This window comes from Bacillus sp. H1a, from assembly GCF_000633475.1.
Classification (GTDB): domain Bacteria; phylum Bacillota; class Bacilli; order Bacillales; family Bacillaceae_G; genus Bacillus_A; species Bacillus_A paramycoides.
Genome location: NZ_AYMH01000042.1, coordinates 1 through 15165 on the forward strand (window position 1 = coordinate 1; position 15165 = coordinate 15165).

At 35.6% G+C, this 15165-nt stretch carries 10 protein-coding genes, 16 tRNA genes, 1 rRNA gene and 1 pseudogene; all 28 read left to right on the plus strand.

The features are described from left to right. Positions 1 to 91: 91 nt before the first annotated feature. Positions 92 to 207 (plus strand): 5S ribosomal RNA (gene rrf / locus U860_RS0118840). 8 nt (positions 208 to 215) lie between these two features. Next, a tRNA-Asn gene (locus tag U860_RS0118845) sits at positions 216 to 290 on the plus strand. 2 nt (positions 291 to 292) lie between these two features. Further along, positions 293 to 384, plus strand: a tRNA-Ser gene (locus tag U860_RS0118850). 18 nt (positions 385 to 402) lie between these two features. Next, positions 403 to 477, plus strand: a tRNA-Glu gene (locus tag U860_RS0118855). Between the two features lie 5 nt (positions 478 to 482). Further along, positions 483 to 558, plus strand: a tRNA-Val gene (locus U860_RS0118860). Between the two features lie 25 nt (positions 559 to 583). Beyond that, positions 584 to 660: transfer RNA gene (locus U860_RS0118865), tRNA-Met, on the plus strand. 3 nt (positions 661 to 663) lie between these two features. Beyond that, positions 664 to 739 (plus strand) — tRNA-Asp (locus tag U860_RS0118870). Between the two features lie 9 nt (positions 740 to 748). Further along, positions 749 to 824 (plus strand) — tRNA-Phe (locus tag U860_RS0118875). A 14-nt stretch (positions 825 to 838) separates the two neighbouring features. Further along, positions 839 to 914, plus strand: a tRNA-Thr gene (locus U860_RS0118880). A 10-nt stretch (positions 915 to 924) separates the two neighbouring features. After that, positions 925 to 1008 (plus strand) — tRNA-Tyr (locus U860_RS0118885). A gap of 7 nt (positions 1009 to 1015) precedes the next feature. Further along, a tRNA-Trp gene (locus U860_RS0118890) sits at positions 1016 to 1089 on the plus strand. Between the two features lie 19 nt (positions 1090 to 1108). Further along, positions 1109 to 1184: transfer RNA gene (locus tag U860_RS0118895), tRNA-His, on the plus strand. A 63-nt stretch (positions 1185 to 1247) separates the two neighbouring features. Beyond that, positions 1248 to 1322, plus strand: a tRNA-Gln gene (locus U860_RS0118900). A 5-nt stretch (positions 1323 to 1327) separates the two neighbouring features. Then, a tRNA-Gly gene (locus U860_RS0118905) sits at positions 1328 to 1402 on the plus strand. A gap of 14 nt (positions 1403 to 1416) precedes the next feature. Then, a tRNA-Cys gene (locus U860_RS0118910) sits at positions 1417 to 1487 on the plus strand. Between the two features lie 10 nt (positions 1488 to 1497). Beyond that, positions 1498 to 1579 (plus strand) — tRNA-Leu (locus tag U860_RS0118915). Between the two features lie 263 nt (positions 1580 to 1842). After that, positions 1843 to 2562: a YebC/PmpR family DNA-binding transcriptional regulator gene (locus U860_RS0118920; protein ID WP_002174764.1), complete on the plus strand. Its 720-nt coding sequence runs from the start codon at positions 1843 to 1845 to the stop codon at positions 2560 to 2562. Between the two features lie 150 nt (positions 2563 to 2712). Then, positions 2713 to 3174 (plus strand): NUDIX hydrolase, encoded by a 462-nt coding sequence (locus U860_RS0118925; protein ID WP_025149726.1) that lies wholly within the window; start codon positions 2713 to 2715, stop codon positions 3172 to 3174. A 586-nt stretch (positions 3175 to 3760) separates the two neighbouring features. Then, positions 3761 to 4537, plus strand: coding sequence for a transglycosylase domain-containing protein (locus U860_RS0118930; protein ID WP_025149727.1), 777 nt, complete (start codon positions 3761 to 3763; stop codon positions 4535 to 4537). A 187-nt stretch (positions 4538 to 4724) separates the two neighbouring features. Next, complete coding sequence (locus U860_RS0118935; protein WP_025149728.1) at positions 4725 to 5378, plus strand: thioredoxin domain-containing protein; 654 nt, start codon at positions 4725 to 4727, stop codon at positions 5376 to 5378. A 114-nt stretch (positions 5379 to 5492) separates the two neighbouring features. Further along, positions 5493 to 5566, plus strand: a tRNA-Gly gene (locus U860_RS0118940). A gap of 200 nt (positions 5567 to 5766) precedes the next feature. Further along, positions 5767 to 6909 (plus strand): tRNA epoxyqueuosine(34) reductase QueG, encoded by a 1143-nt coding sequence (queG, locus tag U860_RS0118945; protein WP_002174768.1) that lies wholly within the window; start codon positions 5767 to 5769, stop codon positions 6907 to 6909. A 44-nt stretch (positions 6910 to 6953) separates the two neighbouring features. Further along, positions 6954 to 7841, plus strand: a complete 888-nt coding sequence (locus tag U860_RS0118950) for an amidase domain-containing protein (RefSeq protein WP_025149729.1) — start codon at positions 6954 to 6956, stop codon at positions 7839 to 7841. 58 nt (positions 7842 to 7899) lie between these two features. Further along, positions 7900 to 8388 carry a tRNA (uridine(34)/cytosine(34)/5-carboxymethylaminomethyluridine(34)-2'-O)-methyltransferase TrmL gene (gene trmL, locus U860_RS0118955; protein ID WP_000538147.1) on the plus strand — a complete coding sequence of 163 codons (489 nt, stop codon included), beginning with the start codon at positions 7900 to 7902 and terminating at the stop codon, positions 8386 to 8388. Positions 8389 to 8514: 126 nt separating this feature from the next. Continuing rightward, entirely contained in the window at positions 8515 to 10584 is a 2070-nt protein-coding gene (locus tag U860_RS0118960) for an EAL domain-containing protein (RefSeq protein WP_025149730.1), read from the plus strand. A gap of 401 nt (positions 10585 to 10985) precedes the next feature. Continuing rightward, positions 10986 to 12881 (plus strand): PrkA family serine protein kinase, encoded by a 1896-nt coding sequence (locus U860_RS0118970; protein WP_025149731.1) that lies wholly within the window; start codon positions 10986 to 10988, stop codon positions 12879 to 12881. 449 nt (positions 12882 to 13330) lie between these two features. Beyond that, complete coding sequence (gene yhbH / locus U860_RS0118975) at positions 13331 to 14506, plus strand: sporulation protein YhbH (RefSeq protein WP_002174772.1); 1176 nt, start codon at positions 13331 to 13333, stop codon at positions 14504 to 14506. Between the two features lie 105 nt (positions 14507 to 14611). Continuing rightward, a pseudogene (locus U860_RS33765) lies at positions 14612 to 14941 on the plus strand (GNAT family N-acetyltransferase); the annotation flags it as partial. Positions 14942 to 15165 lie beyond the last annotated feature (224 nt).

The following is a 15165-nucleotide window of genomic DNA, read 5'->3' on the forward strand; positions in this document are numbered from 1 at the left end:
AGCAATGTTATCTAGTTTTGAGAGAACATAAAAAACTTATTGACTTTTAAAGTGAATAAGTTATAATAATGATTGTCTCAAAAGAATAATGTCTGGTAATGATGGCAGAGAGGTCACACCCGTTCCCATACCGAACACGGAAGTTAAGCTCTCTAGCGCCGATGGTAGTTGGGACCTTGTCCCTGTGAGAGTAGGACGTTGCCAGGCAATATTATTCCGCAGTAGCTCAGCGGTAGAGCTATCGGCTGTTAACCGATCGGTCGTAGGTTCGATTCCTACCTGCGGAGCCATTGGAGAGCTGTCCGAGTTGGCCGAAGGAGCACGATTGGAAATCGTGTATACGTCACAAGCGTATCAAGGGTTCGAATCCCTTGCTCTCCGCCATAAGGATTTATAATATTTGGCCCGTTGGTCAAGTGGTTAAGACACCGCCCTTTCACGGCGGTAACACGGGTTCGAATCCCGTACGGGTCACCACTTTTGGAGGATTAGCTCAGCTGGGAGAGCACCTGCCTTACAAGCAGGGGGTCGGCGGTTCGATCCCGTCATCCTCCACCATATAAAATTATATGAATAATATTGTCGCGGGGTGGAGCAGTACGGTAGCTCGTCGGGCTCATAACCCGAAGGTCGCAGGTTCAAATCCTGTCCCCGCAACCAAATGGTCCCGTGGTGTAGTGGTTAACATGCCTGCCTGTCACGCAGGAGATCGCCGGTTCGACCCCGGTCGGGACCGCCATTTTAATAAGGCTCGGTAGCTCAGTCGGTAGAGCAGAGGACTGAAAATCCTCGTGTCGGCGGTTCGATTCCGTCCCGAGCCACCATTTTAATAAAATATGCCGGCTTAGCTCAATTGGTAGAGCAACTGACTTGTAATCAGTAGGTTGGGGGTTCAAGTCCTCTAGCCGGCACCATGTAAGTTTCGGAGGGGTAGCGAAGTGGCTAAACGCGGCGGACTGTAAATCCGCTCCTTCGGGTTCGGCAGTTCGAATCTGCCCCCCTCCACCATTTACATAGGGGCATAGTTTAAAGGTAGAACTGAGGTCTCCAAAACCTCCAGTGTGGGTTCGATTCCTACTGCCCCTGCCAAATATATAAACACAACATGGCGGTTGTGGCGAAGTGGTTAACGCACCGGATTGTGGCTCCGGCATTCGTGGGTTCGATTCCCATCAGTCGCCCCATTTTTATTTTAAACATTACAAATAATCTAATGGATACTTACATATAATTAAGTAAGAATTCGATGGGCTATAGCCAAGCGGTAAGGCAACGGACTTTGACTCCGTCATGCGCTGGTTCGAATCCAGCTAGCCCAGCCATTTTTGCGGAAGTAGTTCAGTGGTAGAATACAACCTTGCCAAGGTTGGGGTCGCGGGTTCGAATCCCGTCTTCCGCTCCATTTAAATTTCATATGGCGGCATAGCCAAGTGGTAAGGCAGAGGTCTGCAAAACCTTTACCACCGGTTCGAATCCGGTTGCCGCCTTTATTATTGTGCCGATGTGGCGGAATTGGCAGACGCGCACGACTCAAAATCGTGTTCCTTCGGGAGTGTCGGTTCGACCCCGACCATCGGTATCGGCGATGTAAAAAGACTCTAACAGAAATGTTAGAGTCTTTTTTGTTAAATTATGCTATGTGATTCTAAAATTCGTAATGAACGTAGAAATTCATGTATAATATAATTTGTTGAATTAGCAAAAGGATAGTGATTTATATTATGTCAGTAATATGAATCAATAATGAACTTTTTACATTTATTTTAAAAAAGTGTTGAATAAACATTATATTTCATATTAATATTTTTATGTAGATTTAAAACGGGAAAGAGAGTGGAAAGTATGGGCCGTAAATGGAACAATATTAAAGACAAGAAAGCATCAAAAGATGCAAATACAAGCCGTATATACGCGAAATTTGGACGTGAAATTTATGTGGCAGCAAAACAAGGCGAACCAGATCCAGAATCAAACCAAACGCTAAGAGTTGTATTAGAGCGTGCGAAAACATACAATGTACCAAGAACCATTATTGATCGTGCAATTGAAAAAGCAAAAGGTGGTTCAGAAGAAAACTACGATGAGCTTCGTTACGAAGGGTTTGGACCAAATGGATCTATGGTAATTGTGGATACACTTACAAATAACGTAAACCGTACTGCAGCAGATGTACGAGCTGCATTTAGCAAAAACAGTGGTAACATGGGCGTAAACGGTTCTGTAGCTTACATGTTTGATGCGACAGCTGTTATCGGTCTTGAAGGTAAAACATCAGATGAAGTTCTTGAAATTTTAATGGAAGCAGATGTAGATGCGCGTGACATTCTAGAAGAAGAAGATTCTGTCATCGTTTATGCTGAACCTGATCAATTCCATTCAGTACAATCTGCACTTAAAGATGCTGGTGTTGAAGAATTTACAGTTGCAGAATTAACAATGCTTGCACAAAGTGATGTAACACTTCCTGAAGATGCTCAAGTACAATTTGAAAAAATGATTGATGCATTAGAAGATTTAGAAGATGTACAGCAAGTTTACCACAACGTAGACTTAGGAGAATAATATAAGACAGAAGACCCTTTCGTTTAACGAAAGGGGTCTCTTTTTTATTGAATTAATTAAGATGATAAAGTTTTAAAGGTGTTTTGTTGTAGTTAGGGAATATGGTTATAGATTGTATATGAAATAATCGTATTTCTAGGAGGTATTTATGTGGAGCATAAAACACCAAAGCATATTGTTGCTGTAGCAGGTTATTTGACAAATGAGAAGAACGAGGTACTTTTAACGAAAGTGCACTGGCGAGCCGATACGTGGGAAATGCCTGGAGGACAGGTAGAAGAAGGAGAAGCACTCGATCAGGCTGTTTGCAGGGAGATAATGGAGGAAACGGGCTTAACTGTGAAGCCTATCGGAGTTACAGGGGTTTATTATAACGCTTCTATGCATATTTTAGCTGTTGTTTTTAAAGTGGCATATGTTAGTGGTGAAATAAAAATTCAGCCTGAAGAAATAAAAGAAGCAAAATTTGTTGCTTTAAACGAAGAGAACATCGATGAGTATATAACGCGTCCTCATATGAAATCAAGGACACTTTATGCGATGAAAGCAACGCATTTCATTCCATACGAAACATGGGAAGTTCAGCCGTATAATCTTATAGGAAGAATGTAAAGTTTAGGTTAGTTATTTGAGGACATCTCAAATTGCTAACCTTTTCTTTATGTATACTGTTTCAGAAAAAGGTCAAAATGATAAAGTGAAACTTTAATCAATGGAGGGTGTTCATCCCCCACTGATTATTAGCCCGTACCAATCGGGCTTTTAGGGGGAGTCCTACTGCCCGCAAATAGCGGGATAATACGAAGGATAGTCTTGATTCCAAGAACGTTCGTTCTGTATAATGATAATATATCGTATATAATTAGATTGCTAGATGTTTAAAAGTAAAAATTTATAGCTGATATAATAAAAGAATAAAGTATATATTAGGAGGCTTTTATAAGGGACTTAGTGCTGTCTTAAGCTCTTTACTTTGACTGGTTATTAAGGGAAACACTACGCCTGCAAATAATGAGGAAAATAATGTATATTCAACATTTCATATGAGTAGTAGATAAAAAAGGACTGTGATACAATACATTTTTATACCTTACAATGTTGTAAGGTAGGTGTAAGAGAAATCGATGGGATATTCTTTTACAACAAGGTATTCTTAAGTTAAGAGTTATATATGCTGTGTGGAAAAGAGGTGTTCAAGATGAAAGAACGAGTATTATCTAGAGTGAACTATCATCAAAAAGTTGCATTGAATCCAATAACTAAATTTCTTTATAAAGCCATCATTTTATTATTATTGTTAAGTTGTACATTATTATTCATTGGAAATGTAATGATTGAGCGAAGTGATATTAGTAAATTGCAGGTACCCGCTAAGTTAGAGGTGCCAGAATCATTAACACACGCATTTATTGCGACGGAAGATAAAAGATTTTATCATCATAATGGTTTAGACTATATAGCAATTATTCGAGCGTCTATTGAAAATATAAAAGCTGGTGGTGTTGTGCAAGGAGGAAGCACGATTACACAGCAGTTATCTAAAAATGCTTTCTTATCTAATGAACGTACATTTTCTCGTAAGTGGAAAGAGATTTTTTATACGAAAAAAATTGAACGTACATTCACGAAAGATGAGATTTTAAAATTATATGTGAGTAATATTTACTACGGAGAAGGCGCATGGGGAATTGAAAAAGCAGCAAACCTTTACTTCGGTAAAAAGGTGGATCAATTAACGTTGGCTGAGAGTGCAATGATGGCTGCTGTAGTAAAAGCGCCAGCTTATTACTCACCTGCACAAAATTATGATAAAGCAGTAGAGAGACGAAATGTAGTTTTAAGACTAATGGAGAAAGAAGGATATATAAATCATGATGAATATGTGCAAGCAGTTAGTGAGAAATTAGTAATTCGTCATGATATAAAAACAGAGCAGTCCGTGTTAAAAAATGCCCGTGAAAAAGCAGTAAGTTAAAAGAAGTTCCTATAGAGGAACTTCTTTTTTTGAATAAAATGTGACAAATGGCGACACAATATTGTCACAATTGTTGTGTTTTTGTAATTTATGTGAGCGTGTTCATTGCGTGACCTATGAAAGTCTTGATATTATGTGTATTGTGTACAATGATGTATACAGAATATGAATTTAAAGAGGAATGTATATGAAATCATCAAACAAACTCATGGCTCTTGGTATAGTTTTTTCTATCGCAGTATTGATTGTAATCGGGACGATTGTGTATAGCATCATAAATGACAAAAAAGATAAAGGGAATGAGATGTTTGCTTATTCTACGCAACAATCTTTAGGGAAAGATGATGCACCAGTTAAGGTAGTTGAATTTGGCGACTTTAAATGCCCAGCTTGTCGTACGTGGGATGCAACAGTATTACCACGATTAAAAGAAGAATATATTGATAAAGGCAAAGTACAGTTATATTTCATTAACTTCCCATTTATCGGAAAAGATTCTGATTTGGGTGCAGCTGCTGGTGAAGCAATTTATAAACAAGATAAAGATTCATTCTGGATTTTCTATGATGAGATTTATCAAAGTCAAAAGAAAGATACGGAAGAATGGATTACAGAAGAATTACTTCTTAAGATTGTGCAAGATAAGCTTCCAAAAATTAATGTAGAACAATTTAAAAAAGATTTACACAGTAAAGAAATTAAAGAACAAGTACGTAAAGATTCAGATCGTGCTAAAAAATTAAAAGTTCAAGGTGCTCCTTCAGTATATATAAATGGAAATCTTGCAAACCCTGATTTCGATAGTATGAAGAAGGCAATTGATAAAGAATTGAAAAAGTGATGAGTATCTCATCACTTTTTCGACTTTTTTCGATAAAATTCTTGCTTCGCATTTTTTTACATGCTATACTACTTTACATAAGTTATTTCAATATCTTATATTTATTTCATATTTGCGGGTGTAGTTTAGTGGTAAAACAAGAGCCTTCCAAGCTCTGGTCGAGAGTTCGATTCTCTTCACCCGCTCCAAATTTTATTTAATGTTTTTCTAATAAATTGTGATCAACGCAGTGTTTCGTTTCCAAGATAAACGAGGCATTGCGTTTTTTAATGTTTGAAAATCATAATTGTATGCGAAAATAGAAGTAAAGAATATTATTCCAAAAGTGAATTGCTAACCAATATAGTCGTTACATAAGGGATGGATTCATCGGAGGAGGCGATTAAGAATGGATTTTGAACAATTAAAGCAAGAAGTAATTGCGTATAGTAAAACGATTGGTATAGATAAAATAGGGTTTGCCAGTGCGTCACCATTTGAGGAATTAAAGCAGCGTCTAATCCAGCAACAACAATTAAATTATCAGTCTGGATTCGAAGAGCCGGACATAGAGAAGAGAACTAATCCACAGCTATTGTTACCTGGTGCGAAATCGATTATTGCGATTGCTTTGGCATATCCTTCAAAATTAAAAAATGCACCATTAAGTAAGCGTGGAGAACGACGTGGGATTTTTTGCCGTGCTTCTTGGGGACAAGATTATCATCTTGTTTTACGAGATCGTTTGCAAAAGTTAGAGGCATATTTAATCGAAAAACTTCCGGATATAGAAGTGAAATCAATGGTTGATACAGGTGAGCTAAGTGATCGAGCTGTTTCAGAGCGTGCAGGTATTGGGTGGAGTGGTAAGAACTGCGCTATTATTACGCCTGAATTTGGTTCGTATGTATACTTAGGAGAAATGATTACGAATGTTCCATTTCCTCCTGATCAGCCAATAGAAGATCAGTGTGGAAGTTGTACGAAATGTATTGATATTTGTCCTACAGGTGCTTTAATACAAGGTGGACAGTTAGACTCGAAGAAATGTATCGCATTTTTAACACAGACAAAAGGATTTCTGCCTGAAGAATATCGCGATAAAATAGGAAATCGTATATATGGGTGTGATACATGTCAGACTGTTTGTCCGAAAAATAAAGGAATGGATTTTCATAACCATCCTGAAATGGAGCCAGATCCTGAGTTAGTTAAACCGTTATTAACACCGCTTTTAACAATTAGTAATCGTGATTTTAAAGAGAAGTATGGAATTATGTCTGGTTCATGGAGAGGTAAAAAGCCATTGCAACGAAATGCCATTTTAGCACTTGCACATTTTAAAGAAACAGCAGCAATTCCTGATTTAATCGGTGTTATGAAAGATGACCCAAGGCCAGTACTTCGCGGAACAGCAGCATGGGCACTTGGGAAAATTGGTGGAGATGGAGTAGGCGAAGCCATTGAAAAAGCGATGGGACGCGAGAAGGACGAAGAGGTTCTTCATGAAATGAATCGTGGGCTTGAATTGTTAGCGCAGAAAAAAGAGTAGATAATGTCTCCCTTTTTCATATTGTAATATGGGAGGGAGACTGAATGGTTGTAAAAGCGAGTGTTGAAAAGCAAGTGCAACAGTTTTTAGCATATATAACAGAGAAACGAACAGATGTGGATGGTATTGCTGAAGATTTATTACAAATGGTACAGAGAAAGAAACAATTGTTTCAAAAACGTAGTGCAGATATAGTGAAAGCAACTGCGGATATTTCTTTCAATAGACAATTGAATAGTGGTGAGCACCAAGAAATTGATTATCAAATACACTTGAAATATTTAATTAAGCATAAAGAATTATTTTATATCGAAGAGGAACAATTAAAACGACGAGTCTGTTTAAGCAATAGCCGTATAATAGATGATTATGCTATTGAAGTGCAAGAAGAGAGTGGAATAGGTGAGACGTTAGAGCGGGAAGTCACGAAAGAAAAATACGGTTCATATCAATATAATCGTTTAGAATCAGTAAAATATGCAGAGCGCTGGTGGGATGATCGAAATCCTGCGTATCGTAATTTCCCTGATAATTGTACGAATTATATTTCACAATGTCTTCATACTGGAGAAGTACCAATGAACGGGTATCCTAATATCCGTAAAGGATGGTGGCAAAGAGAAAACCAATGGAGTTGGAGTTGGGCTGTAGCACACTCTTTTTATTGGTATTTGTCAGGCGCTACAACTGGTCTTCGAGCAGAAGCAGTAGAAAAGCCAGAAGACCTTATTCTTGGTGATGTAATTGTTTATGATTTCGAGGATGATGGTAGGTGGAATCATACGACGATTGTAGTAGCGAAAGATGCAGATGGGATGCCGCTTGTAAATGCACATTCAGCGAATAGCCGTCGGCGTTATTGGAATTATGAAGACTCTAGTAAATACACACCACAAATGAAATATAAATTCTTTCATATTATTAATGGGTAGAGATTTTTCGTTCAAGTGGTATAATACGTAGTAGACAAAAAATAGAGGTGAATATCGCGTGGGAGTACATGTTGTTTTATATCAACCAGAAATTCCAGCAAATACAGGAAATATTGCACGTACTTGTGCAGCAACTGGAACAGAATTACATTTGATTAGACCGCTTGGATTTTCAACGGATGACAAAATGTTAAAGCGTGCAGGATTAGATTATTGGCAGCACGTAAAAATTACGTATTATGATTCAATCGAAGAGTTTTATGAGAAAAATAAAGATGGTGAATTCTTCTATTTAACAAAGTATGGCGAGAAAGCTCATACAGCATTTGATTATAGCAAACGTGAGAAGGATTACTATTTCGTGTTTGGAAGAGAAACAAATGGATTACCAGCTAATGTAATTGAAGAAAACTTCGATCATTGTTTACGTATTCCAATGACGGATAAAGTACGTTCATTAAATTTATCTAATACAGCAGCAATTTTAATTTATGAAGCGTTCCGTCAACAAAATTATCCAGGATTAGATTTAGAAATCGTTTATTAAAAGTCGCCATTTGGCGACTTTTTTATTTAAATAAAAATAATATGTAATCATACATTTTAAAAAAGGTACATATTCATATAGAATGAGATATATGAATAAAAATAGAGAAGACGGGTTGAGATAAATATGAAAGAAAAATATAACAGTCAAAATACCTTTTTAAGTATGATAGATATGGATTTAATAAGACAAGGATTATTACATGCTATTCAAGATTTAGTATTCATTGTGAAAGTTATTGATGATGAAACTTTTAAATATATATATGTGAATAAAATAGGGATGGATCACGCTAGGCTAAGCGAAGAGTGTTACGGAAAAACTTTTGCAGAAGTATTGCCAGAAGGTACGGCGAGAATATTACAAGGGCAATATGTAAAAGTAATGAAAGAAGCGAGAGCGCATACTTTTTGTGATGTAATCAGTTTACCAACTGGTGATATCCATTATGAATCTTCACTTAATCCAGTATACGATGTGGATGGAATATGCCAGTTTATTATTTGTATTACTAGGGATATTACAGTACAGGTTGAGGAAAAGGTGGAAATAGAGGAAAAACAAATGTTATTTAAGTCATTACTAGAATATAATAATGATTCCATTATATCTGTAGACTCTATTGGGAGAATTATATATGCAAATCCAGCAACGTATGAAATATTTGGATATAGATATGAAGAGCTAAGTAATCAATTTGTTTTTCAGTTTATAAATAAGGAATATGAAGAAGCTTTTCAAACTATATTTAAGGGGGCTTTACAGGGAAGGGCAAAACAAGTCGTTGCAAAGAAATATGTTCATAAAGAAGGATATGAGCTTTATATTTCTGTGAGAACTATCCCGATTATTGTGAATGGTGAAATTGTTGGGGTATATATTGTTACGAGAGACGTTACAATGCAAGTATTAAATGAAATGAAAACAGAATATTTGGCTTACTATGATCAGTTAACAGGGCTAATGAATAGAATTTCATGTACAAATAAATTAAATGTTCTTTTAAGTGATAATAAAGAGTTTGCTCTTGTTTTTATAGATTTGGATGAATTTCACCTAATTAATGATACATTTGGTCATAAAGAAGGAGATCAAGTATTAAAAAAAGTCACGGAATGCTTACGAAACCAACAAATAGAAGGTATGCACTTATTTAGAGAACACGATGATCAATTTGTTATGTTAATAGAAAATATAACGAAAGAATGCGTAGAGGAAGTTGCACAAACTATATTAAAGAAAATTAGTGAGCATTTTGTAATAGAGGAAGAGGATGTTTATTTAAGTGCATCAATTGGGATTGTAATGGCCCCAAAAGATGGAATGGATGAAAAAATGCTTTTCCAAAGAGTCGACGCAGCTTTGGAGAAAGCAAAAGAAAAAGGAAAAGGGCATTATTATTTTTATTGTAATGGATTAGATTGTGAACGTGAACAAAGGTTTGTAATAGAAAACCAGTTGCATCGTGCTATAGAGAAAAAGGAATTTTCCCTATATTATCAACCTCAAATCAATATTGAAACAGAAACGATAGCGAGTATGGAAGCTCTAATAAGGTGGGAGAATAAGGGGCTGGGTCTCGTCCCACCAAATCAATTTATTCCACTTGCTGAAAGAACAGGGTTTATTATTAAACTTGATGAATGGGTAGTATATCAAGTTTGTAAGCAAATACGTGAATGGTTAAATAAAGGATATGAAGTTGTACCGATTGCAGTTAATATTTCGGCCAGACATTTTCGTTCTATTACATTAATAGAGATGATTACACGAGCTTTAAAAAAGTATAATGTGCCACCTCATTTATTATCAATAGAAGTTACAGAAGGGGCCCTTATACATAAAGATTTATCGAAAAGAGTGTTATTACAGTTAAAAGAACAAAATTTAAAGATTCATTTAGATGATTTTGGAACGGGATATTCATCTTTAAGTTATTTGAAAACATATCCAATTGATACGTTAAAAATTGATCGTTCTTTTATGGAAGGTATATATAAAGATGAAAGAGATACGAATATTACGGCTGCAATTATTCATTTAGCACATACTCTAGGATTAAATGTAATTGCAGAAGGAGTGGAGAAAGCGGAACAAATACAATTTTTAAAGGAGAAGAATGTGAAACTCGTACAGGGTTATTATTATAATCGCCCTTTATCGATATGCGATGTGGAAAATATTTATTTTAAATAATTTAAAAAAACGAGAAAAAAGTGATGTGCTAAAAAGCACATCACTTTTTATGTGTACCTGGTTTATCGTTGTAACCGGATGTGAAAATAGCTGTAAGAAATGTAATTGATACACCTAAAATTAATAATAACTTCATACTAATTTCCTCCTTACTTTTTCGGTTTACGAATTCTATTTATTAATCGAAATGTATGTAAGGTTCTTAGAAGAAAAGAATTTAATAAAAATGAATAGCAAGTTAAAAACGTTAATACCTTTATTATACAGAATTTTCTTTGAATTTTGGAGAGAATTTTATAGCGCTATTATATATTTCGTTTTGATTTAAAGAATGTTTAAGGACATCCTAGCATACCTTTTATAATAATCCGATTGAACAAGGAGATGGGGGAGGAGCTATAATGGATATTCTAAAGAAAATTGAACAGCATCGAGAAGCAGAAGAACGTTTACAATGGGAAGGTACGTTTGCGGAGTATTTGGAGCTTGTGAAAGAAAGACCATGGGTGGCTCAAACAGCACACTCTCGCATTTACAATATGATAAAAGATGCTGGTATTGAAGAAGTTGATGGTAGAAGAAAATATAACTTCTTTAGTAATCAACTATTTGGATTAGAGGATGCCTTAGAACGCCTTGTGGAAGAATATTTTCATCCATCTGCAAAACGATTAGATGTTAGAAAACGTATTTTATTATTAATGGGTCCTGTTAGTGGAGGGAAATCAACACTAGTTACGATGTTGAAACGAGGATTAGAAACATATTCACGAACAGATCGTGGAGCGATTTTTGCAATAAAAGGCTGCCCGATGCATGAAGATCCACTCCATTTAATTCCGCATCATTTACGGGATGATTTCTTTGATGAGTATGGAGTAAGAATTGAAGGGAATTTATCACCATTAAATGTTATGCGTCTAGAGCAAGAATACGGATTGAGAATTGAGGATGTAGTTGTAGAGCGTATTTTCTTCTCTGAAGATCGCCGTACAGGGATTGGTACATTTAGTCCGTCTGATCCAAAATCACAAGATATTGCCGATTTAACAGGTAGTCTAGATTTTTCAACAATTGCAGAATATGGTTCAGAATCAGATCCACGTGCGTATCGATTTGATGGAGAATTAAATAAGGCGAACCGAGGTATGATGGAATTCCAAGAAATGTTAAAATGTGATGAGAAATTTTTATGGCATTTATTATCGCTTACACAAGAAGGAAATTTCAAAGCAGGAAGATTTGCGCTTATTTCAGCAGATGAATTAATTGTAGCGCATACGAACGAAACAGAGTATCGTTCCTTCATAGCAAATAAGAAAAATGAAGCATTGCATTCACGAATTATTGTAATGCCAGTTCCATATAATTTACGGGTGAGTGAAGAGGAACATATTTATGAAAAAATGATTCGTGAAAGTGATGTATCCAATGTCCACATTGCACCACATACACTTCGAGTTGCAGCAATGTTCACTATTTTAACTCGTTTAAAAGATCCGAAGCGTCCGGATATTGATTTAATTAAAAAGATGCGTTTATATGATGGAGAAACGGTAGAAGGTTATAATGCGATTGATGTAGAGGAGCTGCAACGCGAATATCAAGATGAAGGTATGAAGGGTATTGATCCTCGATATGTCATTAACCGAATTTCTTCTACAATTATTCGAAAAGAGGTACCATCTATTAACGCGTTAGATGTACTTAGATCTTTAAAAGATGGGTTGGATCAGCATCCATCGATTAGTAATGAAGATCGAGAGCGTTATATGAATTTCATCTCATTAGCGAGGAAAGAATACGATGAAATTGCTAAGAAAGAAGTACAAAAAGCGTTTGTTTATTCATACGAAGAATCAGCTAAGACACTTATGGATAATTACTTAGATAACGTCGAAGCGTACTGCAATAAATCAAAATTACGTGATCCGTTAACGGGTGAAGAAATGAGCCCGGATGAAAAACTTATGCGTTCGATTGAAGAGCAAATTGGAATTTCAGAAAATGCTAAGAAAGCATTCCGTGAAGAAATTTTAATTCGTATTTCTGCTTATGCACGTAAAGGAAAACGCTTTGATTATAATTCACACGAACGTCTTCGTGAAGCGATTCAGAAAAAACTATTTGCTGATTTAAAAGATATAGTGAAAATTACAACATCAACGAAAACACCGGACGAAAATCAGCTTAAGAAAATCAATGATGTTGTTGCACGTTTAATTGATGAGCATGGCTATAATTCTTCATCTGCGAATGAACTGTTACGCTATGTAGGTAGTTTGTTAAATCGATAGTCTGATAATAAAAACGCTGTCTCTTGTTCTCGGGACAGCGTTTTTTTATCCACTGATATTTGTAAAAAGTGTCATAGCTTGTCCAAATATAATAAATTAAGATGCAATTTCATGAATTTATTGTCAATTATTTTTACAATATGCATATGATAGAGTAACCAACCATTCATACGAAAAAAGCCAACACAATACAATATGTTGCAAAGCGGAGATGTGTGCAACAATGCGTTGTGTTTCTTTCTTATCAACGGCTGAATGTTTCTTTCTATTATGTGAGTGGAAAAATTTTGTTTAAGATGCTCGGAGTATTGTGCGAAAAATAATTGATATGTTTATGGGATGAGTTTCGATGAACAGTTACTTTTCAAATATTCTAGTTATGCACACTAGAAAACAAAATTATAGATTGCTGTTCATATGAGAGAAAAATACAGTAAGGAGGGAAAGGCATGGGCGAAGAAAATCAACCAAACTATACGATTTCACAGGAAAACTGGTCCCTCCATCGCAAAGGATATGACGACCAACAACGCCATCAGGAAAAAGTACAAGAAGCAATTAAAAATAATTTACCAGACCTTGTAACAGAAGAAAATATTGTTATGTCTAATGGTAGGGATGTTGTGAAAATACCGATTCGTTCTTTAGATGAATATAAGATTAGATATAATTATGATAAAAATAAACATGTAGGGCAAGGAAACGGTGATAGCAAAGTTGGTGATGTCGTTGCGAGAGATGGATCAGGTGGTCAAAAGCAGAAAGGACCAGGAAAAGGGCAAGGAGCAGGAGATGCAGCTGGGGAAGATTATTATGAAGCGGAAGTTTCAATTTTAGAATTAGAGCAAGCGTTTTTCAAAGAGTTAGAGCTGCCTAATTTAAAGCGAAAAGAAATGGATGAAAACCGAATTGAGCACATTGAATTTAATGATATTAGAAAAACAGGATTATGGGGAAATATTGATAAGAAACGAACGATGATATCCGCATATAAACGAAATGCAATGCGCGGTAAAGCGTCTTTCCATCCGATTCACCAAGAAGATTTAAAGTTCCGTACTTGGAATGAAGTGTTAAAGCCAGATTCGAAAGCTGTTGTATTAGCGATGATGGATACGAGTGGATCGATGGGAATATGGGAGAAGTATATGGCACGTAGCTTCTTCTTTTGGATGACAAGATTTTTACGCACAAAATATGAAACAGTTGATATTGAGTTTATTGCACATCATACGGAAGCGAAAGTCGTCACAGAAGAAGAGTTTTTCTCAAAAGGTGAGAGCGGCGGAACAATATGTTCTTCTGTATATAAAAAAGCACTTGAGTTAATCGATAATAAATATTCACCAGATCGCTATAATATTTATCCATTCCATTTTTCAGACGGTGATAATTTAACTTCGGATAATGCTAGATGCGTAAAGCTTGTGGAAGAGTTGATGAAGAAGTGTAATATGTTTGGTTATGGGGAAGTGAACCAGTACAACCGCCACAGTACGCTTATGTCGGCATATAAAAATATTAAAGATGAGAATTTCAGATATTATATTTTAAAGCAAAAAGCAGATGTATTTCATGCAATGAAAAGCTTTTTTAGAGAAGAATCCGGAGAGAAAATGGCATAACCCCTTAAAAGGGGTTAACTTTTTTGTAAACTTTTTTATTTTTTAGTCTACAATGAAAAACATTATCATTTATTCAAGAAATGATTACATTTTGATTTATATATTTATGAAGGAAATGAAATTATTGAACGGTTAAGTGATACAAATAAATTATTTGTAAGTAAAGAGAATGATAAGTTAGAAGGTTATGTATATGTTGAAGTAAATCCGCAGTTTCATGAAGCAAATATCGAATTTATTGCAACTGCTGTAAATAGTAGGAGAAAAGGTGTTGGAGAGTGTTTATTACAAGCTGCAATTCAGTATATTTTCTCCTTCCAAGGGATGGAAGAGATAGAACTATGTTTGAATACGAATAATGAAAGTGCTATGAAATTGTATAAGAAAGTAGGTTTTGAAGAGAAGTCATGTTTACAGCACTATATAATAAAGTAAAAAACCCATTCGTATGAAAATTACATTTCATACGAATGGGTTTTTAAAATTTACTTTTCCACTTTCAGTAATAACGGATTCAGGCCTAATTTGAGGCCCGAATTCTTCTTTTAAATGCTTGTCATATAGTGTGCGGAGGAAGTTTTCTTTACCTAGTTTTTCAAGCTCCTTATTTACCCAATCATGCAAAAAGTTCGTTCACTATATGGTCAAAATGTATAAAG

Excerpts from the sequence above, each read along its gene's own strand:
- U860_RS0118920 (WP_002174764.1), top strand. The coding sequence starts at position 1,843 with ATGGGCCGTAAATGGAACAATATTAAAGACAAGAAAGCATCAAAAGAT.
- U860_RS0118930 (WP_025149727.1), top strand. The coding sequence starts at position 3,761 with ATGAAAGAACGAGTATTATCTAGAGTGAACTATCATCAAAAAGTTGCA.
- U860_RS0118935 (WP_025149728.1), top strand. The coding sequence starts at position 4,725 with ATGAAATCATCAAACAAACTCATGGCTCTTGGTATAGTTTTTTCTATC.
- queG (WP_002174768.1), top strand. The coding sequence starts at position 5,767 with ATGGATTTTGAACAATTAAAGCAAGAAGTAATTGCGTATAGTAAAACG.
- U860_RS0118950 (WP_025149729.1), top strand. The coding sequence starts at position 6,954 with ATGGTTGTAAAAGCGAGTGTTGAAAAGCAAGTGCAACAGTTTTTAGCA.
- U860_RS0118960 (WP_025149730.1), top strand. The coding sequence starts at position 8,515 with ATGAAAGAAAAATATAACAGTCAAAATACCTTTTTAAGTATGATAGAT.
- U860_RS0118970 (WP_025149731.1), top strand. The coding sequence starts at position 10,986 with ATGGATATTCTAAAGAAAATTGAACAGCATCGAGAAGCAGAAGAACGT.
- yhbH (WP_002174772.1), top strand. The coding sequence starts at position 13,331 with ATGGGCGAAGAAAATCAACCAAACTATACGATTTCACAGGAAAACTGG.